The organism is Lacinutrix gracilariae (assembly GCF_042684485.1).
Taxonomy (GTDB): domain Bacteria; phylum Bacteroidota; class Bacteroidia; order Flavobacteriales; family Flavobacteriaceae; genus Oceanihabitans; species Oceanihabitans gracilariae.
In genome coordinates this window covers 885716-907372 of the sequence record NZ_JBHULM010000011.1, presented here as the reverse complement: position 1 = coordinate 907372, position 21657 = coordinate 885716, and the positions used below count along the sequence as shown (strand labels likewise).

Annotated in this window: 23 protein-coding genes; 16 read left to right on the top strand and 7 right to left on the bottom strand. The window is 31.6% G+C overall.

The features are described 5' to 3' along the window. Positions 1-3: 3 nt before the first annotated feature. The 14 genes from ACFSSB_RS11105 to ACFSSB_RS11040 all read left to right on the top strand — a co-directional run bounded on the left by ACFSSB_RS11105 (position 4) and on the right by ACFSSB_RS11040 (position 12785). The gene (locus ACFSSB_RS11105; protein ID WP_379904184.1) at positions 4-375 is read left to right on the top strand and encodes a DUF6168 family protein; all 372 of its coding nucleotides are present in this window, start codon (positions 4-6) and stop codon (positions 373-375) included. 136 nt (positions 376-511) lie between these two features. Further along, positions 512-1624, top strand: a complete 1113-nt coding sequence (atpB, locus tag ACFSSB_RS11100; RefSeq protein WP_379904182.1) for a F0F1 ATP synthase subunit A — start codon at positions 512-514, stop codon at positions 1622-1624. Between the two features lie 40 nt (positions 1625-1664). Beyond that, positions 1665-1853 carry an ATP synthase F0 subunit C gene (gene atpE / locus ACFSSB_RS11095; protein WP_004569351.1) on the top strand — a complete coding sequence of 63 codons (189 nt, stop codon included), beginning with the start codon at positions 1665-1667 and terminating at the stop codon, positions 1851-1853. A gap of 96 nt (positions 1854-1949) precedes the next feature. Next, positions 1950-2450, top strand: a complete 501-nt coding sequence (locus ACFSSB_RS11090; protein ID WP_379904179.1) for a F0F1 ATP synthase subunit B — start codon at positions 1950-1952, stop codon at positions 2448-2450. A 9-nt stretch (positions 2451-2459) separates the two neighbouring features. Beyond that, the gene (gene atpH, locus ACFSSB_RS11085; protein WP_379904177.1) at positions 2460-2996 is read left to right on the top strand and encodes an ATP synthase F1 subunit delta; all 537 of its coding nucleotides are present in this window, start codon (positions 2460-2462) and stop codon (positions 2994-2996) included. 42 nt (positions 2997-3038) lie between these two features. After that, positions 3039-4619, top strand: a complete 1581-nt coding sequence (atpA, locus tag ACFSSB_RS11080; protein ID WP_379904175.1) for a F0F1 ATP synthase subunit alpha — start codon at positions 3039-3041, stop codon at positions 4617-4619. Positions 4620-4719: 100 nt separating this feature from the next. Further along, entirely contained in the window at positions 4720-5580 is an 861-nt protein-coding gene (gene atpG / locus ACFSSB_RS11075) for an ATP synthase F1 subunit gamma (protein WP_379904173.1), read from the top strand. Positions 5581-5700: 120 nt separating this feature from the next. Beyond that, entirely contained in the window at positions 5701-6237 is a 537-nt protein-coding gene (locus ACFSSB_RS11070; protein WP_379904171.1) for a hypothetical protein, read from the top strand. A 65-nt stretch (positions 6238-6302) separates the two neighbouring features. Then, the gene (locus tag ACFSSB_RS11065) at positions 6303-7763 is read left to right on the top strand and encodes an oligosaccharide flippase family protein (protein WP_379904169.1); all 1461 of its coding nucleotides are present in this window, start codon (positions 6303-6305) and stop codon (positions 7761-7763) included. 49 nt (positions 7764-7812) lie between these two features. Then, the gene (gene dut / locus ACFSSB_RS11060) at positions 7813-8247 is read left to right on the top strand and encodes a dUTP diphosphatase (RefSeq protein WP_379904167.1); all 435 of its coding nucleotides are present in this window, start codon (positions 7813-7815) and stop codon (positions 8245-8247) included. A 97-nt stretch (positions 8248-8344) separates the two neighbouring features. Next, the gene (locus tag ACFSSB_RS11055) at positions 8345-9364 is read left to right on the top strand and encodes a sugar phosphate nucleotidyltransferase (RefSeq protein ID WP_379904165.1); all 1020 of its coding nucleotides are present in this window, start codon (positions 8345-8347) and stop codon (positions 9362-9364) included. A gap of 56 nt (positions 9365-9420) precedes the next feature. Beyond that, on the top strand, positions 9421-10782 hold the full coding sequence (locus ACFSSB_RS11050; protein WP_379904163.1) for a tetratricopeptide repeat protein: 1362 nt from the start codon (positions 9421-9423) through the stop codon (positions 10780-10782). Beyond that, complete coding sequence (locus ACFSSB_RS11045) at positions 10783-11553, top strand: DUF4292 domain-containing protein (RefSeq protein ID WP_379904161.1); 771 nt, start codon at positions 10783-10785, stop codon at positions 11551-11553. Further along, positions 11553-12785 (top strand): murein hydrolase activator EnvC family protein, encoded by a 1233-nt coding sequence (locus tag ACFSSB_RS11040; RefSeq protein WP_379904159.1) that lies wholly within the window; start codon positions 11553-11555, stop codon positions 12783-12785. Before ACFSSB_RS11045 ends, ACFSSB_RS11040 begins: the two co-directional genes overlap by 1 nt. Positions 12786-12902: 117 nt before the next feature. Here ACFSSB_RS11040 and ACFSSB_RS11035 read toward each other — a convergent pair whose 3' ends face one another. Both ACFSSB_RS11035 and ACFSSB_RS11030 read right to left on the bottom strand, forming a co-directional pair. Continuing rightward, positions 12903-13412 (bottom strand): acyl-CoA thioesterase, encoded by a 510-nt coding sequence (locus ACFSSB_RS11035; RefSeq protein WP_379904157.1) that lies wholly within the window; start codon positions 13410-13412, stop codon positions 12903-12905. Between the two features lie 177 nt (positions 13413-13589). Next, on the bottom strand, positions 13590-14534 hold the full coding sequence (locus tag ACFSSB_RS11030) for an HU domain-containing protein (protein ID WP_379904155.1): 945 nt from the start codon (positions 14532-14534) through the stop codon (positions 13590-13592). 103 nt (positions 14535-14637) lie between these two features. On the opposite strand from ACFSSB_RS11030, the gene dprA reads away from it, so the two are divergent. Beyond that, a complete protein-coding gene (dprA, locus tag ACFSSB_RS11025) occupies positions 14638-15741 on the top strand; it encodes a DNA-processing protein DprA (RefSeq protein ID WP_379904153.1) in 1104 nt (367 codons plus the stop codon). Positions 15742-15817: 76 nt separating this feature from the next. Here dprA and trpS read toward each other — a convergent pair whose 3' ends face one another. Then, positions 15818-16786, bottom strand: coding sequence for a tryptophan--tRNA ligase (gene trpS / locus ACFSSB_RS11020; RefSeq protein ID WP_379904150.1), 969 nt, complete (start codon positions 16784-16786; stop codon positions 15818-15820). A 114-nt stretch (positions 16787-16900) separates the two neighbouring features. On the opposite strand from trpS, the gene ACFSSB_RS11015 reads away from it, so the two are divergent. Then, on the top strand, positions 16901-17638 hold the full coding sequence (locus ACFSSB_RS11015; protein WP_379904148.1) for a lysophospholipid acyltransferase family protein: 738 nt from the start codon (positions 16901-16903) through the stop codon (positions 17636-17638). Between the two features lie 84 nt (positions 17639-17722). Here the strand turns inward: ACFSSB_RS11015 and ACFSSB_RS11010 are convergent, their stop codons facing one another. From ACFSSB_RS11010 to recA, 4 genes are all read right to left on the bottom strand, one after another. Further along, the gene (locus tag ACFSSB_RS11010; RefSeq protein WP_379904146.1) at positions 17723-19456 is read right to left on the bottom strand and encodes a hypothetical protein; all 1734 of its coding nucleotides are present in this window, start codon (positions 19454-19456) and stop codon (positions 17723-17725) included. Continuing rightward, positions 19456-19998, bottom strand: coding sequence for an RNA polymerase sigma factor (locus tag ACFSSB_RS11005; RefSeq protein WP_379904144.1), 543 nt, complete (start codon positions 19996-19998; stop codon positions 19456-19458). Before ACFSSB_RS11005 ends, ACFSSB_RS11010 begins: the two co-directional genes overlap by 1 nt. A 27-nt stretch (positions 19999-20025) precedes the next feature. Next, positions 20026-20439: a hypothetical protein gene (locus ACFSSB_RS11000; protein WP_379904142.1), complete on the bottom strand. Its 414-nt coding sequence runs from the start codon at positions 20437-20439 to the stop codon at positions 20026-20028. 122 nt (positions 20440-20561) lie between these two features. Then, positions 20562-21569 carry a recombinase RecA gene (recA, locus tag ACFSSB_RS10995; protein ID WP_379904140.1) on the bottom strand — a complete coding sequence of 336 codons (1008 nt, stop codon included), beginning with the start codon at positions 21567-21569 and terminating at the stop codon, positions 20562-20564. Positions 21570-21657 lie beyond the last annotated feature (88 nt).

The window sequence follows — 21657 nt, the reverse complement described above, 5'->3', positions numbered from 1 at the left end:
ATAATGAGTAAGCGTATTTTAGTGGTAACTAGTATATTTTTTGGTTTGTTTTTAATAGCCTACAACCTGCATAACTATTTAATAGATGCTGTGTTGCCCTTTTCTTTATTTAAAGTATATCTTTTTCATCTTATAGCAGCTATTATAGTGTATATAGGTATAGAAATAGTGTCTGATAAATTGCCTAACCAAGCAGGTTATGCGTATTTAACTTTCATATTTATTAAGATAGGAGTTTTTGTTTTAATTTTTCAATCTAGCGTTTTTGCTAATGATGATTTAACACAAATAGAAAGAGTTGGTTTGGTTGTTCCGTTATTCCTGTTTTTAATTACAGAAGCTGTTAGTGTTTCTAGGCTTTTAAATAACCAATAATCAGGTGTTTTCGGTTTTTTTTGATTTAAAAATCAACTCTAATAAAATCAAAGTCAAAAAAGCCTTTATTTTTTTAAATTATTACTTACATTTGCACAAAATTTACAAAGCATAAATTCATTTAGTTACAAAAAGCATGATGGTGTCAAAAAAATCTATCAATTTTATAGCGATATTAGTTCTCACTTTATTTTCAGTTTCCTCTTATGGAAATAGTGATAAACAAGAACCACGAAATAAAGTGGATACTGCTCAAGAAATTAAAGAGTATATCGAACATCACTTAAAAGATTCTCATGACTTCCATTTGTTTACACACAATGAATCTGGAACTCATGTTAGTTTTCCTTTACCAGTAATTGTTTGGACTAGCAATGGTTTAAAAACTTTTATGTCTTCTGCATTTCATCATGATGATAGCGGAAGTGTAATTGTTGAAAAAGGCGATACGCGTTTAGTAAAAATTCACAGTAAAATATACGAGTTGGAGGAAGGTGCAACAGCTGTTGCTTTTGATGAACACCACCATCCAGAAAATGCACATAAAGTATTAGATTTTTCTATTACAAAATCTGTGTTCGGAATGTTGTTAACAGGGTTGTTAATGTTGTTAGGGTTTAGTGCTTTAGCAAGAGGTTATAAAAAAGGACACACTGTACCAAAAGGTGTTGGTCGTGTTTTAGAGCCTTTAGTAATTTATGTTAGAGACGATATTGCAAAGCCAAATATTGGAGAGAAAAAGTACCGCAAGTTTATGGGCTTTTTATTAACTGTATTTTTCTTTATCTGGATACTTAACTTATTAGGTTTAACACCAATAGGATTTAATGTAACAGGACAAATAGCAGTAACAGCATGTTTAGCTATTTTTACAGCAGTAATATATTTATTTAGCGGAAGTAAAGATTTCTGGAAACACACATTATGGATGCCAGGTGTGCCAGTGATTTTACGTCCAATATTAGCAATAATAGAGCTAGTAGGTTTTGTTTTAATTAAACCTTTCTCTTTATTAGTTCGTTTGTTTGCAAACATGACAGCAGGTCACTTTGTGGTAATGAGCTTAATTGCATTAATGATAACATTAAAAGAATCATTTGGTGTTGTAGGATCAACAGGAATGTCATTAGTGTTAGCATTATTTATTTCGGTTATTGAAATTTTAGTAGCCTTTTTACAAGCATTTATTTTCACGATGTTATCATCGTTATTTATAGGAATGGCTGTTGAAGAACATGACCATCATTAATAAGAATTTGTTTAATTAATATTTATAAAACCAAATTAGTATGTACAATTTAATTGGAGCAGGATTAATCGTAATCGGAGGAGGAATCGGATTAGGTCAAATTGGAGGAAAAGCAATGGAAGGTATTGCTCGTCAACCTGAAGCAGCTGGAAAAATTCAAACTGCAATGATCATCATTGGAGCCTTATTAGAAGGTTTAGCATTCGGTGCATTAATCTTAGGGAAATAAGAATTTCCTAAAAACAAAAAGAAACAGTTTTCTGCAACGGTTGGTTGCAGAAACTGTTTTAAATTAAACAAAACATTATTTAAGTAATCTATTTTTATGGAAGCTTTATTAAACGACTTTTCAGTAGGCTTATTCATTATGCAAGCCGTTATCTTAATAATTTTAATATTATTAATGAGAAAATTTGCATGGAAACCTATTCTAGACGCTTTACAATCTCGTGAAGACGGAATTCAAGATGCATTAGATTCAGCAGAAAATGCGAAACTAGAAATGCAAAATCTTCAAGCAGATAACGCAAACTTATTAAAAGAAGCACGTGCAGAACGTGAGTCTATGCTTAAAGAAGCAAGAGAGTTAAAAAATAAAATGATTGAAGACGCTAAAACAGAAGCTCAAGCACAAGCAAACACTATGATTGCTCAAGCACAAGCAGCTATTGAAAGCGAAAAGAAATCAGCTATGGCAGAATTAAAAAGTCACGTAGCAGGATTATCTTTAGATATAGCAGAAAAAGTAGTGCGTCAAGAATTATCAAGCAAAGACAAGCAATTAGAATTAGTTGAGTCTATGTTAAATGATGCTAAATTAAACTAAGTTTAAGTCATGGCAGGAGAAAGAGCAGCAATACGTTACGCAAAAGCAGTTTTAAGCTTAGCTACAGATAATAATACAACAGAAGTTGTAAATAATGACATGGAGCTAATTAATAATACAGTAGCGCAAAGTAAAGATTTAAAAGATATGCTTTACAGTCCTGTAATTAGTTCTAGCATTAAAAAATCTGCATTATTAGAAGTTTTTAAAGGAATTAACCCAGCAACGGTAAACCTTATAGATACACTAATAACAAACAAAAGAACAGATTTATTACCACAAGTAGCTGCAAAGTTTATTACTTTATATGAGCAACAAAAAGGTAGTCAAATTGCTACAGTTACAACAGCTGTTCCATTAACAGAAGCTTTACAAGATAAAGTTTTAGCTAAGGTTAAAGAACTAACAGGTAAAGAAGCAGCAATAAAAAATATAGTAGATGAAAGCATCTTAGGTGGTTTCATTTTAAGAGTTGGTGATACACAGTATAACGCTAGTATCGCTAATCAATTAAGCAAGTTAAAAAGAGAATTTACAATAAACTAAGACTTGCCCTAAGCTAGTCATAGGGTCTAAATTTCAATAAAGATGGCAGAAGTAAAACCAGCTGAAGTATCAGCAATCTTAAAACAACAACTTTCAGGTTTTGAAGCAAGTGCTTCATTAGACGAAGTTGGAACAGTATTAACAGTAGGTGATGGTATTGTACGTGCTTACGGATTATCTAACGCGCAATATGGTGAGTTAGTAGAATTCGAAGGTGGTTTAGAAGGTATCGTACTTAACCTTGAAGAAGATAATGTAGGTATTGTACTTTTAGGAACTTCAGTAGGAGTAACAGAAGGATCTACAGTAAAGCGTACAAATCGTATCGCTTCTATTAAAGTAGGAGAAGGTATTGTTGGTCGTGTTGTAGATACATTAGGTAACCCAATTGATGGTAAAGGACCAATAACTGGAGACACATATGATATGCCTTTAGAGCGTAAAGCTCCTGGTGTTATCTTTAGAGAACCAGTAACAGAACCACTACAAACAGGTATTAAAGCAATTGATGCTATGATTCCAGTTGGTAGAGGACAACGTGAGTTAGTAATTGGTGACAGACAAACAGGTAAAACTGCAGTTTGTATTGATGCTATCTTAAATCAAAAAGAATTTTATGATGCAGGTGAGCCTGTATATTGTATATATGTTGCAGTTGGGCAAAAAGCTTCAACAGTAGCACTTATTGCTAAAACTCTGGAAGAAAAAGGAGCTTTAGCGTATACAACAATAGTTGCTGCAAATGCATCAGATCCTGCTGCAATGCAAGTATATGCACCTTTTACAGGAGCTTCTATTGGTGAGTATTTTAGAGATACTGGTAGACCTGCTTTAATTGTTTTTGATGATTTATCAAAACAAGCAGTTGCATATCGTGAGGTATCTTTATTATTACGTCGTCCACCAGGACGTGAGGCGTATCCTGGAGATGTATTCTACTTGCACTCTCGTTTATTAGAGCGTTCTGCAAAAGTGATTAATAATGATGAAATTGCTAAAGAAATGAATGACTTACCAGAGTCATTAAAACCAATCGTAAAAGGTGGTGGTTCTTTAACAGCTTTACCAATTATTGAAACACAAGCAGGTGATGTATCTGCATATATTCCAACCAACGTAATTTCTATTACAGATGGTCAAATCTTCTTAGATGGAGATTTATTTAACTCTGGTGTTCGTCCAGCAATTAACGTAGGTATTTCTGTATCTCGTGTTGGTGGTAACGCACAAATTAAATCTATGAAAAAAGTATCTGGTACTTTAAAATTAGATCAAGCACAATACCGTGAGTTAGAGGCGTTTGCTAAATTTGGTTCCGATTTAGATGCAGTTACTTTAAATGTAATTGAAAAAGGAAAACGTAACGTAGAGATCTTAAAACAAGGTCAAAACGAACCGTTTACAGTAGAAGATCAAGTAGCAATTATTTATGCTGGATCTAAAAACTTATTAAAAGACGTACCTGTTAATAAAATTAAAGAATTTGAAAGAGATTATCTTGAATTCTTAAACGCGAAACACAGAGGTGTTTTAGATACTTTAAAAGCAGGAAAATTAACAGATGAGGTTACAGACACTTTAATTACTGTTTGTAAAGAATTATCTGCTAAATATAGAGCATAATACTATAAATTTAGAGTTGTACATCAAGTACAACTCTAAATTTAAATTTTAAACCTAATGTCACTCTGAGCTTGTCGAAGAGTCTTTATAAAAATAAAGAATGGCTAACCTAAAAGAAATACGTAACAGAATATCTTCAGTATCTTCAACGATGCAGATTACCAGTGCCATGAAAATGGTATCTGCCGCAAAATTAAAGAAAGCTCAAGATGCTATTACAGCAATGCGTCCTTATGCAGATAAGTTGACAGAACTTTTACAAAGTTTAAGTGCAACTCTTGATGCAGATTCTGGAAGTAAATTTGCTGAAGAACGTGAAGTTAATAATGTATTAATCGTATCTATTACCTCTAATAGAGGTTTGTGTGGTGCTTTTAATTCTAATATTATTAAACAAACACAACACTTAATTTCTAATGTATATGCAGATAAAAAAGTATCTGTTTTAGCAATAGGAAAAAAAGCAAACGATGCGTTTTCTAAGAAGGGAATTGTAATAGACAATAAGAGTACAATTTTTGACGATTTAACCTTTGATAATGTATCAGAAATAGCAGAAATGCTAATGGATACTTTTGTTGCAGGTGAGTATGATAAAATTGAAATTGTTTATAACAAGTTTAAAAATGCAGCAACTCAAATTGTAATGACAGAACAGTTTTTACCAATTGTTCCTGTTGCAGGAGAAGCAGTTAATAATGCAGATTATATTTTTGAACCTTCAAAATTAGAAATCGTTGAGCAATTAATTCCTAAGTCTTTAAAAACGCAATTATATAAAGGTATTAGAGATTCTTTCGCTTCAGAGCATGGTGCACGTATGACAGCAATGCATAAAGCAACCGATAATGCTACAGAGCTAAGAGATCAACTTAAGTTAACGTACAATAAAGCACGTCAAGCAGCTATTACCAACGAAATCCTTGAGATTGTTGGTGGAGCAGAAGCTTTAAATAACTAGTTTTTGTACTAAATAAACTTTAGTATCTTATTACATATAAAAGGAAACCTCACATATTGTGAGGTTTTTTTATGGAACACTATTTGATTTACTATCTTTATAATAACTAAATATTAAGTCATGCGTTTTATTAAAACATCTATTCTATCGGTTCTGTTACTCTTTTTTATGGCAAGTTTTTCTAACTGTTCCAGTACAAAAGAAACCAATAACCAAGCAAAAAAAGTAACCATGCAAGATCTTCAAGAAAATCCATCTTTTACCTTAGGACAAAGCTTTTACAAACATTGGGTTGCTGGTGTTAAAGGAGGAGGTTCTGGTATACATTTACAAATAGAAGTTACTAGTAATGATAATAACGTGGTTTTTGATTCTGTATATTTTAGAAACATGAAATCTGCTTTAGAACCTATTAAAGAAGGCTACGTTGCAAATTTTAATACTAATGCAAATACAAGGGAAGATATTATAATGAGTACAGATAAACACGCAGAATATGCTAATCAATTACCTAGTACAGCAGATTTTCCTTTTCAATTAAAAGATAATGAATGTGTTATTAGTTATGTAGAAGATAATAGTACCAAGTATTTTAAAATAGAAAACCTAGTTAAAAAATCTAGAGATGAATATCCTAGTGCTCCACCTAAACACTAATACTATTTAGCTTTGTACATCGTTTTTTATATATGTATATTTAGCAGAATAAAAAAAGAAGCTTCTTGAGCGCATTAAAATCCCTTTTTAAACAAACTTTTATTTATGGTTTAGCAACTGTGCTACCTAGAATGATGAGTTTTATTTTGGTGCCACTTTACACAGATCCAAAGGTACTATCTACAGCAGAATATGGTCGCGTTTCTTTTATCTTCGCCTATTTTGTGCTTTTTAATGTGGTTTTGGCCTACGGAATGGAAACGGCTTTTTTTAGGTTTTTTAATAAAGAAGAAAACCCTGAAAAGGTTACAAGTACTTCTTCCATATCATTAATACTAAGCTCCTTTACCTTATTGGGTGTTGCTTTTTTATGCAGAACACAAATATCTACGTTAATAAATATTGAGGTTAAGTACCTTAATTTAGTCTTTATTATTTTGCTCTTAGATGCTCTAGTTATAGTACCATTTGCTTGGTTACGTGCAACAGCAAAACCTATGCGTTATGCCATTTTAAAAATATTAAACGTTGCTATTAACTTAGGTTTAAATGTGTTTTTACTGCTTTTTTTAAAAGACCTAGCACAAGATTCTTCTTTGTTACATAGTATTTACAAACAAGATTTTGAAATAAGTTATATTTTCATATCCAACCTAATTGCTAGTGCTATAACACTAGTATTATTACTCCCTTTTTATGCTAAGGTGCAATTTAAGTTCGATACTGTTTTATGGAAAAAAATGATGCAGTATGCCTTTCCTGTACTTATAGCAGGTATAGCCTATTCGGTAAACGAAACTTTTGATCGTATTTTATTAGAAAAACTATTGCCACCAAATATTGCAGATGAGCAAGTGGGTATGTATTCGGCATGTTATAAATTGGCTTTATTCATGACCTTGTTTGCTACAGCTTTCCGTTTAGGTATAGAACCCTATTTTTTTAGCCATTCTAAAACCGAAAACCCTCAAAAAAATTATGCTAGAATTTTAGAATACTTTGTAGCCTTTGGTTCTGTCATATTATTAACTGTAGTTGTTTTTGCAGATGTTTTAAAACCTTTTATTATTAGAAGTGAAGCCTATTATGAAGCAATGTGGATTGTTCCTTTTATTCTACTTGCTAACTTTTGTTTAGGTATTTACCATAATCTTTCGGTTTGGTATAAAATTACAGATCGCACAAAGTTTGGTGCCTATATTTCTATTATAGGAGCGCTAATAACCTTGGTGATTAATTATATATTAATACCTATTATTGGCTTCAAAGGGTCTGCTATTGCTACATTTGCTGCTTATGCAGTTATGATGTTGTTGTCTTTTTACTTCGGAAAAAAATATTATCCTATTCCCTATAATTTAAAAAAGATACTACTTTATTTCTGTCTTTCAACATTATTTTCTATGTTGTATTTCTATCAATTTAGAGAGAATTACGTTATAGGAATTGGTGCAATAATTGTATTTTTAGCTTTAGTTTTTCAACTAGAGAAAAAAGAATTAAAACGAATATTTATTAATAAATAGTTTTTCCATTTAGAAAAACCGAATGATACCGCTTTCGCGGAAACAAAGCATGAACATAAAAATAATAAACAAATCTAGTCACGCATTACCAAACTATGAAACCATAGCGTCTGCAGGAATGGATTTAAGAGCAAATATTACAGAATCTGTAGTACTTAAGCCTTTAGAAAGAACTATTGTTAAAACAGGCTTATTTATTGAATTACCAATAGGTTTCGAAGCACAAGTAAGACCAAGAAGTGGTCTTGCAGCTAAAAAAGGAATTACTGTATTAAATGCTCCTGGAACTGTAGATGCAGATTATAGAGGAGAAATAGGAGTTATTCTAGTAAACCTTTCTAACCAAGATTTTACCATTGAAAATGGTGAGCGTGTGGCACAATTAGTAATTGCAAAACACGAAAGAGCAGAATGGATAGAAGTAGAAACACTATCTGAAACCGATAGAGGGGAAGGTGGTTTTGGTAGTACAGGGACTTCTTAAGAAACCCTGAAAGGTTTTTAAAACCTTTCAGGTAAAAATAACATAAAGTTTAATGAAACAGATTTCCACTTTCGTGGAAATAAAAATATATTTTTCAATGAAAATAATAGTACCAATGGCAGGACGAGGTTCTCGTTTACGTCCACATAGTTTAACAGTACCAAAACCATTAATTCCTGTTGCAGGACAACCAATAGTTCACAGATTGGTAAAAGATATTGCAAAGGTTTTAAAGCAACCTATAGAAGAAATAGCATTTGTTCTTGGTGATCCTGCATGGTTTGGTGATGATGTTGTTACTAGTTTAAAAGAACTAGCTAAAAGTCTTGGCGCAAAAGCATCTATTTACAGACAAGACCAACCATTAGGTACAGGTCACGCTATTATGTGTGCAGAACCTTCGCTTTCTGGTCCTGCAGTTATTGCTTACGCAGATACGCTAATTCGTGCCGATTTTAATTTAGATCCAGAAGCAGATGCTGTAATTTGGACTAAAAAAGTAGAAAATCCTGAAGCTTATGGTGTGGTAAATTTAAATGCAGATAATCATATTACAGAGCTTGTAGAAAAACCACAAACCTTTGTAAGTAACCAAGCAGTAATTGGTATTTATTACTTTAAAGACGTTGCTGTTTTAAAAGGAAAACTGCAAGAAGTTTTAGACGAAAACATAATGAATGGAGGAGAATACCAAATTAACGATGGTATTTTACGCATGATGCAAGAAGGTAAAGTCTTTAAAACAGGAACTGTAGACGAGTGGATGGATTGTGGTAATAAAGCTGTTACTTTAGAAACCAATACTAAAATGTTAGGCTTTTTAAAAGCAGATAACCAAGAACAATTGATTGCAGATTCTGTAACTTTAGAAAATGCTACAATTGTGGAACCTTGCTATATTGGCGAAAATGTAAAACTTAGCAATGCTACTATTGGGCCAAATGTGTCTATTGGTAATAATTGTGTAATAGAAAATGCAAGCGTTAAAAATAGCTTAATACAAAACCATACCACCATAAAAAATACTAATTTAGATCAAGCAATGATTGGTAATCACGTAAAGTATAATGGTGAATTCACTAAAATTAGTATTGGTGATTATTCAGTTTTGGAATAACTATTGCTAAGCAATAATAACAATGTTATGCTGCGCTTGTTCTAGCATCGCTATTTATGAAAAAACAACTATACATACTACTGTTTGTTTTCGGAATACTTCTTTTTCCGCAGGTAAACTATGCGCAAGTTGATTTTAATAAAAAGCCAGATGACGATTTAGGAAACAATGAAGATGCTTACCAAGAACTCTTTTTTGAAGCCTTAAAACAAAAAGGAATAGAAAACTATGATCGTGCTATTGAAGCTTTACTAAAATGCGAAGAAATAGACGACTCTGATGCTGCTTTGTTTTTTGAATTAGGAAAAAACTACAACAAGCTTAAAGATTTTGGTGCTGCAGAAAAAGCCTTACAACAAGCCATAAAAAAAGAACCAGATAACGAATGGTATTTAGATGAGCTTTATGATGTATATGCAAAACAAAACAATCTTGAAAAAGCCATTAAAACGGTAAAACAACTTGTAAAATACCATCCAGATTATAAAGAAGATCTAGCCACATTGTATGTAAAAACCAAAAAGTATGATGATGCTCTGGAGGTTTTAGATGAAATGGATGCAGAATTTGGGGTTTCAGAAACAAGAGATCGTGTAAGAAACATGATTTATAATGCTACAGGAGATAAAAAAGGACAAATAGAAAAGTTAGAAGAGCGTGTAGAAGAAAATCCTGATTTAGAAATAAATTACCTTTCTCTAATTTTTAGATATAGTGAAAATAACGAAAAAGAAAAAGCCTTTGAAACAGCTAAAAAGCTATTACAAAGCCATCCTAATTCGCAAATGGTTCACTTAGCTTTGTATAAGTTTTATTTAGATGATAATGAAGCAGAAAAAGCAGTAGCTTCTATGGAGATTGTGCTTAATTCTAGTCAAATTAAACCAGAAGCAAAAATGATGGTACTAGCAGATTTTGTAAAGTTTGTTGGTAAAAATCCAGAGTATGAAAGCCAATTGGTTGCTATTACTTCAAAAATAGCAGACGACGAAAAAGGGAAATCTAATATTGAAGTAGCGCAATACTTTTTAGCCAAAGGAGAAAAAGATAAAGCCTTGGCTTATTATGAAAAAGCACTAGAAAAAGAACCAGAAAACTATGGTGTACTGCGTAATGTATTGTTGTTATACATTGATGTAGAAAACTATGCAAAAGCAGTAGAAATGAGTGAAGATGCTTTAGATAAATACCCTTCGCAACCCATTTTTTATTTGGTACATGGTGTAGCACAAAACAAACAAAACCAACCAGAAAAAGCAATCCGTGTTTTAGAAACTGGATTAGATTATGTAATAGATGATAATAAAATGGAAAGCGATTTTTACAAGCAAATAAGTATTTCTTACTTACAATTAAACAATACGGTAAAAGCAAAATCGTTTAGTGATAAAGCAAAACAATTAGAATCTACAAATTAGATGCAAACAAAACGCCTCATATATACACTTTCCTTTTTTGTTTTTTTATTGGTAGGTTGTAAATCTTCCAAAACAGTAACTACAGGAGACAGTAATTTAAACCTTTCTGCAAAACAGCTAATAAAAGCAAATGCAAAGCAAACACCAAGCTTTAAAACCCTTGCAGCTAGAGTAAAAATAGACTACTCAGAAGGTAGCAGTTCTAAAAGTACAACTGTAAGTTTTAGAATGGAAAAAAACAAAACCATTTGGATGAGTAAATTAGGTTTTGTTAAAGTGCTAATTACTCCAGATCGCGTTAGTTTTTATAATAAATTAGACAATACGTATTTTGATGGTGACTATGCCTATTTAAGTGATGTATTAGGTATCGAGCTAGACTTTAATAAAGTGCAAAACCTATTATTAGGCGAAGCTTTATATACGTTAAAACCTAATGATTTTGAAGTGTCAACACAAGAAAATCAATACGTTTTAATGCCTAAAACACAATTAGAAGCATTAGAGTTATTTTATATTTTAGATGCTTCACATTTTAAAATAAACTCACAGCAGTTAGCACAAGCAAAAGAACAACGAATGCTTCAAATAGATTATACCAATTATCAAGAAGTAGATAAACAAACGTTTCCGCAGCACATACAAATTAATGCTATTGAAGGTTTTGATGAAACAAGACTGCATATAGAATTTAAATCGATAACATTAAATGAAAAATTAAAATTTCCGTTTAATATACCATCAGGATATCAAGAAATTGTACTTAAGTAATGCAAAATAAACCAATATATACAACCGTTTTTCTTATTGCATTCTTTTTATGCACTACGCTTTCGTTTGCGCAAAGTAAAAAACAACAAGAATTAGAAGATAGAAGACAAGAGTTACGTCAAGAAATTCAACAAATAAATAGCTTATTAACTAAAAATAAATCGCAACAAAAATCGCAATTAACCTTAATTGAAGATTTAAATTATAAGGTTAGTGTACGTAGAAATTTAATTAAAGTTACCAACCAACAAGCAAATCTGCTTACTAGAGAAATTAACGATAACCAAAATAATATTTCTGAGCTAAGAGAAGAGCTAGCCACCTTAAAAGACAATTATGCAAAAATGATTGTTACTTCTTATAAGAGTAAAAGTGAGCAAAGTCGCGTTATGTTTTTATTGTCTTCTACCAATTTTCAACAAGCATATAAACGTGTTAAATACATTAATCAATATGCAGAATACCAAAAGGAGCAAGGTGAAGCTATAAAGGCTAAAACGGCAGAATTACAGGTAATTAATAAGGCTTTGTTAAAACAAAAAGAAGACAAGCAAAAACTAATTAACGAAAATAAAATTGCCCAAGCAGAATTAGTAAAAGAGCTACAGCAGCATGAAACTTTAATGGCAGCTATTAATAAAGATGTTACTAAATACGCAGCACAAATTAAAAGTAGGCAAGCAGAAGCTAATCGTATTGATAAAGAAATAGAGCGTATTATTAAAGAGGCTATTGCAAGTTCAAATAAAAAAGTAGGTAAAACCACAAAAAGTAAATCTACTGCTTATGCAATGACACCAGAAGATAAGGTTTTAGCAAATAGCTTTATTTCTAGTAAAGGTAAATTGCCTTGGCCTGTAGAAAAAGGTGTGGTAAAACTTCGTTATGGTAGACAGCCAAGTCCTATTGTAAAAACCATTATGATACAAAGTAATGGAGTTAGAATTGAAACCGAAAGTAATGCTAAGGTAAGAGCCGTTTTTAATGGTGAAGTATATAGAATTATTGCATCTAAAAACGGAAACCCATCTGTTTTAATAAGACATGGTAACTACTTTACAGCATATTCTAATTTAGGAAAAATATACGTTAAAAAAGGAGATAAGGTAACTACAAAACAGGAAATTGGTGAAGTTTTTACTAATCCATCAGACGGAAAAACAACCTTAAGTTTTAGTGTGTTTAAAAACTCTAAAACCGAAAATCCTGCTTCATGGATTTATAAAATGTAGTATTTTAAAGCGTATAGACTTCTAGACTAGCTTCCAAATAAAACGCAAGTATATTATGTATTATACACATAGTATGTTATGTGTACATGAAATAAAGAAAGGCTTGGTGAAAATGAATTATACAAACAAAGCTTTTAGCTCTGTAGCATCATTAGGTTTCATTTTCCCTGCAAGTACTAAACTAAGTTGTTTACGTCTTAAAGCGCCATTAAAACGTTCTTTTTCTAAGTCGGTTTCTGGGTAAATGTCATCTACTTTTACAGGTCTTCCAGTTTCATCAACAGCAACAAAGGTGTAAATAGCTTCATTAGCTTTCGTTTTTTCACCAGATTCTCTGTCTTCTATCCAAACATCTAAATAAATCTCCATAGAGCTCTTAAAAGCACGAGAAACCTTCGCTTCAACTGTTACTACACTACCAACAGGTACAGCACGATTAAATGCTACGTGATTTACAGAGGCTGTAACTACAATACGTCTTGAATGTCTTCTTGCTGCAATACTAGCAGCACGATCCATTCTTGCAAGTAATTCTCCACCAAATAAATTATTTAAAGGATTGGTTTCACTAGGTAAAACTAAATCGGTTAATGTAGTTTTTGATTGTTCTGGAGTTTTTAAAGACATCTTGTTTTTTTAATTAAAGCGCAAAGGTATAACGAATTTCGTTTTTAGGAGTAAAGAATATAATTTTATTATAACATTAACGCTTCTATATTCTTCCTATAAAAAAGCGTGTAAAAAAAAACTTCCCTTAAAAAAAGGGAAGTAATTATATAAAAATGAATTGTTATAAAAAGTAACTTAGTTTAAGTCTTTAACTAATAACCAAGCATCTTTATTATGTGTTTTTTTAATATCACGTAAGGTTTTTAAGGCCTCTAATCTATCTGTATGACTAGAGTAAACCACTTGGTGTAAGCCATATTTATTAACGCCAATTTTTCTAGCATTATAGCCTTGGGTTTTTAATTTTTGTACGGTTTTATCGCTATTAGCTTCTTCTCTAAAAGCACCAGCAATAATATGGTATTTTCCTACTTGCTTATTTACCGTAACATTAAGTGTTACAGCAGGAAGCGGATTGTCTATAACAAAAGTAGCTTCTTGAATTTTATTCTCTAATTGCGTGTTTGCTTCTTCTTGCGCTAATTGGTTATGCGTTTTAATCTTGTTTACATAGAAATTAGAAGAAACCAAACCACCAACAGTTAATGCTAATAAAGCAATTGCAGCATATTTTAAATATGGTCTTGCTTTGCGTTTTTCAGTAGTTACAGCAATAGGAACCACTTTTTCTATAGCTTCTACCTCTTCTTTGTAAACCTCTCTTTTAACTACAGGAGATACCAATTGGTTTAAACCAAAAGCATCTGTTAAATAGTTTAAGTGGTAAGAAGGTTCAAACAATATTTTACCTTCGTTATTAAAAGATAAATCACCAATATTATCAAAAGTAAGTGTTTCTCCTTCTGTTAAATATGATTTTAAAGATTTTACTCTTTTCTCAATTTTTTTAACAGCAACCTCAAAAGGTATTTTTTCTACATCTGCAATATAATGCGCTAATAAACCATCATTTTGTTGTATTTGCTCGTTAAAAGACAATACTTTTTTTGGTGGATAAAAGGCATTGGTTGATTCGTGTAGTTTTGCTGAAACACGTTGTGTTAAAAAGGAACCAAATCCTGGAACTGTAACACAGTCATATCTATATAGTAAATCGCTTATGTATATTTCTAATCGCATAAAACAAAGTTAATTTTTTTTCGCTTTCTATAAAAATTCCGTCTAACTATTTATTAACAGGCCAAAAATTAATTAAATTGTAAGTTGAAAATCAAAACAATAGATGGTAGAAAATAATTTGCTTTATATATTAGCGCTGCAACATGTTGCCAAAATAGGCGATATAACTGCTAAAAAGCTTATTGCACATTGTGGTTCTGCCGAAGCTGTGTTTAAAGAAAAAAAACAAAATCTATTACAAATTGATGGTATAGGAAGTGTTGTTATTAGCGATTTGTTTTCTAGTGCACATTTAAAAGCTGCAGAAAAAGAGTTGCAATTTATTAAAGACGAAAAAATTGTATGCCATTATTTTACAGATGATGCCTATCCTGAAAAACTAAAACATTGTATAGATAGTCCTATTGTACTATTTCAAGTAGGAAACATTAACTTAAAGCAACAGCGTATTATTAGTGTTGTTGGTGCCAGAAAAGTAACTACTAATGGTATTGCTTTTTGCGAAAAACTAATAGAACAGCTTGCTGTTTTTAATCCTGTTATTGTTTCTGGTTTTGCTTATGGTACAGATATTACAGCACAAAAAGCTGCTATAAAACACAATTTACAAACCATAGGTTGTTTAGCACATGGTTTTAACCAGATTTACCCTAAAACACATAAAAAGTATGTAGCAGATGTAGAGAAAAATGGTGGCTTTTTTACCGATTTTTGGAGTAGTGATACTTTTGATAGAAACAATTTTTTAAAACGAAACCGAATCATTGCTGGTATTAGTCAAGCAACTATTGTTATAGAATCTGCAGAAAAAGGAGGAAGCCTTGTTACTGCAGATATTGCAGGATCTTACAATAGAGATGTTTTTGCAGTTCCTGGACGTGTTACAGACAGCCAAAGTGTTGGTTGTAATAATTTAATAAAACACCAAAAAGCACATATGTTATCTACTCCTTTAGATGTGCCTTATATTTTAAATTGGCAATTAGAAGAAAAGCAAAAACCTGTAGTGCAAAAACAACTATTTGTAGAGCTTGACGACCAAGAAAAAGTAATTTATAATTACTTAAAAGAAACCGAAAAAGAACAACTAGATATTATTGCTTTGCGTTGTAATTTACCAACATTTAAAGTAGCTAGCATACTTTTAAATATGGAATTAAAAGGAGTGGTAAGGCCACTTCCTGGCAAGTTGTTTGAAGTGATTTAACCTTTATAAATAAAAAAAGCAGTTATGTTGCTTTTAAAGAAACATAACTGCTTTAATTTTTCTCTAAGAAAGGTGTTTAATACCCAACTTTTTCTCTTACTCTAGCTAAAACATCATTAGCAATTACTGTTGCTTTTTCTGCACCAATAGCAAGTATCTTATCTAATTCGTCTGTGTTATTCATATAGTAATTATAACGCTCTCTTTGGTGTGCAAATTTTTCAACAATTAGCTCAAATAAGGCTTGTTTTGCATGACCATAACCAAAACCACCATTTTCATAGTTAGCTTTCATGGTTTCTATTTCTTCTTCAGAAGCTAAAAGTGCATATAAGGCAAAGCAGTTACAGGTTTTCCAGTCTTTAGGATCTTCTAAAGCAGTACTATCTGTTTCAATACCCATAATTTGTTTACGTAGTTTTTTATCGTTTAAAAACAAATTAATAAAGTTGTTTCTACTTTTGCTCATTTTTTCACCATCTGTTCCAGGAACAAGCATGATGTTTTCTTGTATTTTTCCTTCTGGTAGTACAAAAGTTTCTCCCATTTTAGCATGAAAACGAGATGCTACATCACGAGTCATTTCTATGTGTTGTAGTTGGTCTTTTCCAACAGGAATTATATTGGCATCATAAGCTAAAATATCTGCAGCCATAAGCATTGGATAGGTAAATAAACCAGCGTTTACATCGTCTAAACGATCTGCTTTGTCTTTAAAACCATGTGCTAAGGTTAAGCGTTGAAAAGGGAAAAAGCAAGACAAGTACCAAGATAACTCTGTTACTTGCGGAACATCACTTTGTCTGTAAAACACTGTTTTTTCAACATCTAATCCAAAAGCAAGCCAAGTAGCAGCAACAGAGTAGGTGTTTTCTCTTAAAACTGCTGCATCTTTAATTTGCGTTAAAGTGTGCAAGTTTGCAATAAATAAAAACGATTCGTTTTTTGCGTCTTCAGCCATTTTAATTGCTGGCATAATTGCGCCTAAAATGTTTCCTAAGTGTGGAGTTCCAGTACTTTGTACTCCTGTTAAAATTCGTGCCATAGTATTACCTACAAAAGCAGGTATCTCTTTAAATTAAACTTAATTCTTTTTTTATAAAGCAAAGATAATTTTTTTATAAAGATGAGTTCAATAATTTTAGTAGTTTTGGAGCTTATGAAAATTTTTAAATACATTTTCTGGATTTTCTATCGTATCTGGTTTTATATACTAGTTGCATTACCAATACTTGTAATGTTTCCGTTGCTTTTAATTTCTATACTTAAAGAATCTTGGTATCCTTATTTTTTTAAACTAGCGCGTATTTGGTCTAAGTTTATTTTAATAGGAATGGGTTTTAAAACAAAAATAGAACGCGAAGAAATTACAGATAAAAACAAAAGTTACATGTTTATTGCTAACCATACCTCTATGGCAGATATTATGCTTATGTTGGTTACTGTAAAAAATCCTTTTGTATTTGTAGGTAAGGCAGAATTGGCAAAAATCCCGCTATTTGGTTTCTTTTATAAACGTACTTGTATTTTGGTAGATAGAAGTAGTGAAAGTAGCAGAAAAGGCGTTTTTAAAAGAGCACAAAGACGTTTAAACCAAGGTTTAAGTATTTGTATTTTTCCAGAAGGTTTGGTTCCTGATGAAGATGTGCTTTTAACCCAATTTAAAGATGGTGCTTTTAGGTTAGCTATAAACCACCAAATACCAATTGTACCTTTAACTTTTGGAGACAATAAAAAACGTTTTTCTTATACTTTTTTTAGCGGAAGTCCTGGTAGAATGCGTGTTAAAATGCATCGATTTATACCAACAATAGGTTTAAAAACAAATAATACTAAAGAACTTAATAGTAAAGCTAGAGCTATAATTTTAAAGCAGTTAATTGCTTATAATGCATAAAAAAAGCTGTTCTAGGCACAGAACAGCCTTTAATTGTGATTGTTACTCTACATACTATAGAATAACAAAAACCAGTCTAACCAACTAGAACTTATAGCTCAACCCTGTGTAAAGCCCTATTATGTATGGTTTAAAATCACCAGAAGTGTTTTCAAACGCATTCATTTGGTACTTAAATGTAGGTTGTGCATTAAATATTATTTTATCAGAAAATTTATAATCAAAACCAAAGCCTAGGTTTCCGCTAAAACTAAAGTTGTTTACATTATTGGCTTCTCCTATCTCTGTTTTTCGTCCTTCAAATTCAGAGAATATTTTATTGTGATTTAAAAAGAAAGTACTTAATCCTGCAATTACATTTACGCCAAACCTTTTAGTAGATATTGTATATTCTAGTTCCATAGGTACTTCATAATAACCTAAACGCTGGCTTATTGCAGCATTTTCATCAGGTAAAATACCAAGTGCCTGTTGTACAGTAAGGTTGGTTGCAGAAATTGCTGAAATAGGTTGTTCGCTATTAAAAGTAATGTTTTTTAAAGGTGCATTGTTTGAAGAGTTACTAGATACGTTTTGATAAATAATTACATCATCTGTATCATAACTTAAATCTAAGGAGTTAAAACCAGTTCTAAGTTTTAATCTTTCGTTAAAAGCATAGCTTACATTTACACCATAACTGGTATTTATTTCTCCTGTTTTTGTATTGTTTACAAACTGTTCATCAATATGCGATCCTTTACCAAGCGTGTTGTAGTAAACAGGAGCAATATTGGCGTACATTTCCCATCTTTTTATTTTTTTTGTTTCTTCTTCTTCTTTTTCTTCATCCTTTAGCTCTCCTGTTTTGGCTATGGCTTCTTCTATAGATAGTGTTTCTTTTTTTATTTCTTTAGTAGGAATTGAGTCTGTGCTTGTGTTTTCTATTTCTGTATTGTTTGTATTTGCTGCAATAGCATTTGCTTTGTTGTTTTTTAATGGGGAAGTTGTCTTGTTTTCATCTTGTGCTGTAGCTGCTTTTTTGTTGTTGGTGTTATTTGATGAATTGTTTTGTGCTACAGCATTAGTATTAGCGTTAGAGTTAGCGTTGGTGTTAACGTTGTTGTTTCCTGTTTGTTCTGAAGGAATTGTAGTAGAAACAACAGTGTTGTTTTGAATTTTTTCTTCTTGGTTTTGTTCTTGCGTAGTATGAGCTGCAACTCTGTTTGTATCTGAGTTATTTATACCAACCGTTGGTTGTTGTGTACTTTTTATAGCTTCTTTGTTAGTATTCTTGTTTTTTGTTGTGCTAGTGTATGTTTTATTGTTTGCTACAGGATTAGCATTAGCATTAGCGTTGTTCAATTGTTTTTTTGTAGTTGTAGACTTGCTGGTAGTGGTGTTTGCAATACTTGTATTGGTGCTGGTATTGTTTTCTTCAGTAGTTTTTGTAGTATTGTTTAAATGCTCTGCATCATGAGTTGTATTGGTTGTTTTATCAACAACTTTGTTGTCTGTTATTGTTGTATTTGAAGCGTTTTGGTTCGTTGTATTGTTTTCTATTTCTGAAGCATTTACGGTATTTTCTGTATCTACAACATTGGTGTTAGTTTTTGTGTTGTTTTTGTTGGTATTGTAGAGGTTGCCAATGGTAATTAAAAGCAATAAAACTGCTGCAATACTTAAAACACGTAACCATATAGGAAACACTTTTTTGTTGTCTTCCTTAGGTTGTTCTATTTTACTTTGAATATTTTTCCAAACCTTAGCATTAGGAGTTTCCTCTAAATCTTTAAGTTTTTCTTGAAAAATTCTATCTATATGTTTTTTGTCACTCATTATAATGTCTGCGCGTTTAAACTCGCTCTATAGGTTTCTATCTTATCTTTTAAAATCTGTCTAGCTCGTGCTAGGTTAGATTTAGAGGTTCCTGTGCTTATTTTTAACATAGAAGCTATTTCTTTGTGCGAATAGCCATCTAAAGCATAAAGGTTAAATACTAATCTGTATCTGTCTGGTAGTTCTTGAATAATTTTAAGTAGATAATCTATGCTTAGCTCATCATCTTCAATTTCTAATGTTATGTCTTCAATTTTTTCTTCGTTTACAATTTCAAAAACTCCTTTGTTTCGGTAGCATTGTAAAGCGGTATTTATAGTAATTCGCTTTAACCAACCTTCAAAAGAACCTTTGTTATTGAATTGTGATATTTTGTTAAAAATAGTCACAAAAGCATCCTGCAGATTATCTTCCGCTTCGGCGTAATTTCGTGAATACTTTAAGCAAATAGAAAACAGTTTACCCGAAAAGAGCTGGTATAGTTCGCTTTGTGCTTGAGCATCATTCTTTTTACAATTTTGAATGAGTTGGTTTAAACTCACATGTTCATGTATTAGTTAAACTTAAATTTATTCTACAACTTCTATTTCAACAACGTTATAGTGGTCTTCACCTAATTCATCTTCGCCTTGCCAAAATTTAAAAATATAGGTTCCTAATTCTGTAGGTCTAAAAGCAAAAGAAGTTTCGGCTTCTGTACTTATTTCCTGGCAATTGTCACTTGCTGTATATACTTCACTTACTATTGCTACAGTTCTTTGGTTTTCGTTTATAGCATAATATATATCATTTAAAACATGACAAGTGGAAGGTAAGTTATAAAATAAATCTATGTTATGTGTTTGGTACCTTGTAAAAGTATCAGGCATTTGAACACTTTCAATAGGTAAAAATTCAAAGTAAGAGCGTGGTGTGTCATCACTCACGCTGCAGGAAAATAATAAAGAAACGAATAATAAGAAAGTTATTACTATTTTTTTCATAAGTACATAAGTATGCTTAAAATACATGTTTTATTACTAGATGCAGAAAACTAGAAAAGGTTGCGTATAAAAATAAAAAATCCCGAATATATCGGGATTTTTTAAAAGTAATTAGGTATGTTTTATTCTTTACCTTCTTTAATGGCTTCTTTAATTTTTACTTCTAATTCATCCATTAATTCTGGGTTGTCTTTTATTAAAGCTTTTACAGCATCTCTACCTTGACCTAGTTTGGTATCTCCATAACTAAACCAAGAACCGCTTTTCTTTACAATTTCAAATTCTACAGCAATATCAAGAATTTCACCAACTTTAGAAATTCCTTCGCCATACATAATATCAAATTCTGCAAGTCTAAAAGGTGGAGCAACTTTGTTTTTAACAATTTTTACTCTGGTTTTGTTTCCTTGTACATCTCCATCTGTGCTTTTTATTTGTGTAGATCTTCTAATATCTAATCTAACAGAAGCATAAAATTTTAATGCATTACCACCAGTTGTTGTTTCTGGGTTACCAAACATAACACCAATTTTTTCACGTAATTGGTTAATGAAGATAACTGTACAGTTTGTTTTGCTAATAGATGCGGTTAGTTTTCTTAATGCTTGTGACATTAAACGTGCATGTAATCCCATTTTAGAGTCTCCCATTTCACCTTCAATTTCACTTTTAGGTGTTAATGCTGCAACAGAATCTACTACAACAATATCTATGGCTCCAGAACGAATTAAGTTATCTGCAATTTCTAGTGCTTGCTCTCCATTATCTGGTTGTGAGATTATTAAATTGTCTATATCTACGCCTAGTTTTTCTGCATAAAATCTATCAAAAGCATGCTCTGCATCAATAAATGCTGCAATACCACCAGATTTTTGCGCTTCGGCAATAGCATGTAAAGTTAGTGTGGTTTTACCAGAAGATTCCGGACCATATATTTCAATAACACGACCTCTTGGGTAACCACCAACGCCTAAAGCAATATCTAAACCTAAAGAACCAGAAGATATAGCTTCTACATCTACTATGGCCTTGTCGCTCATTTTCATTACTGTTCCTTTTCCGTAGGCCTTATCTAATTTATCTAAAGTTAGTTTAAGTGCTTTTAATTTTGCTTCTTTTTCGCTGCTCATCTATGTATATTATTTATTCGTGTAATCGATGCTAAAATACTACTTCTTTTATCATATTACAATACAATATTACATTTCATTTTAAATT

Coding starts and splice junctions, on each gene's coding strand:
- ACFSSB_RS11105 (WP_379904184.1), top strand. CDS start 4: ATGAGTAAGCGTATTTTAGTGGTAACTAGTATATTTTTTGGTTTGTTT.
- atpB (WP_379904182.1), top strand. CDS start 512: ATGATGGTGTCAAAAAAATCTATCAATTTTATAGCGATATTAGTTCTC.
- atpE (WP_004569351.1), top strand. CDS start 1,665: ATGTACAATTTAATTGGAGCAGGATTAATCGTAATCGGAGGAGGAATC.
- ACFSSB_RS11090 (WP_379904179.1), top strand. CDS start 1,950: ATGGAAGCTTTATTAAACGACTTTTCAGTAGGCTTATTCATTATGCAA.
- atpH (WP_379904177.1), top strand. CDS start 2,460: ATGGCAGGAGAAAGAGCAGCAATACGTTACGCAAAAGCAGTTTTAAGC.
- atpA (WP_379904175.1), top strand. CDS start 3,039: ATGGCAGAAGTAAAACCAGCTGAAGTATCAGCAATCTTAAAACAACAA.
- atpG (WP_379904173.1), top strand. CDS start 4,720: ATGGCTAACCTAAAAGAAATACGTAACAGAATATCTTCAGTATCTTCA.
- ACFSSB_RS11070 (WP_379904171.1), top strand. CDS start 5,701: ATGCGTTTTATTAAAACATCTATTCTATCGGTTCTGTTACTCTTTTTT.
- dut (WP_379904167.1), top strand. CDS start 7,813: ATGAACATAAAAATAATAAACAAATCTAGTCACGCATTACCAAACTAT.
- ACFSSB_RS11055 (WP_379904165.1), top strand. CDS start 8,345: ATGAAAATAATAGTACCAATGGCAGGACGAGGTTCTCGTTTACGTCCA.
- ACFSSB_RS11050 (WP_379904163.1), top strand. CDS start 9,421: ATGAAAAAACAACTATACATACTACTGTTTGTTTTCGGAATACTTCTT.
- ACFSSB_RS11045 (WP_379904161.1), top strand. CDS start 10,783: ATGCAAACAAAACGCCTCATATATACACTTTCCTTTTTTGTTTTTTTA.
- ACFSSB_RS11040 (WP_379904159.1), top strand. CDS start 11,553: ATGCAAAATAAACCAATATATACAACCGTTTTTCTTATTGCATTCTTT.
- ACFSSB_RS11035 (WP_379904157.1), bottom strand. CDS start 13,412: ATGTCTTTAAAAACTCCAGAACAATCAAAAACTACATTAACCGATTTA.
- ACFSSB_RS11030 (WP_379904155.1), bottom strand. CDS start 14,534: ATGCGATTAGAAATATACATAAGCGATTTACTATATAGATATGACTGT.
- dprA (WP_379904153.1), top strand. CDS start 14,638: ATGGTAGAAAATAATTTGCTTTATATATTAGCGCTGCAACATGTTGCC.
- trpS (WP_379904150.1), bottom strand. CDS start 16,786: ATGGCACGAATTTTAACAGGAGTACAAAGTACTGGAACTCCACACTTA.
- ACFSSB_RS11015 (WP_379904148.1), top strand. CDS start 16,901: ATGAAAATTTTTAAATACATTTTCTGGATTTTCTATCGTATCTGGTTT.
- ACFSSB_RS11010 (WP_379904146.1), bottom strand. CDS start 19,456: ATGAGTGACAAAAAACATATAGATAGAATTTTTCAAGAAAAACTTAAA.
- ACFSSB_RS11000 (WP_379904142.1), bottom strand. CDS start 20,439: ATGAAAAAAATAGTAATAACTTTCTTATTATTCGTTTCTTTATTATTT.
- recA (WP_379904140.1), bottom strand. CDS start 21,569: ATGAGCAGCGAAAAAGAAGCAAAATTAAAAGCACTTAAACTAACTTTA.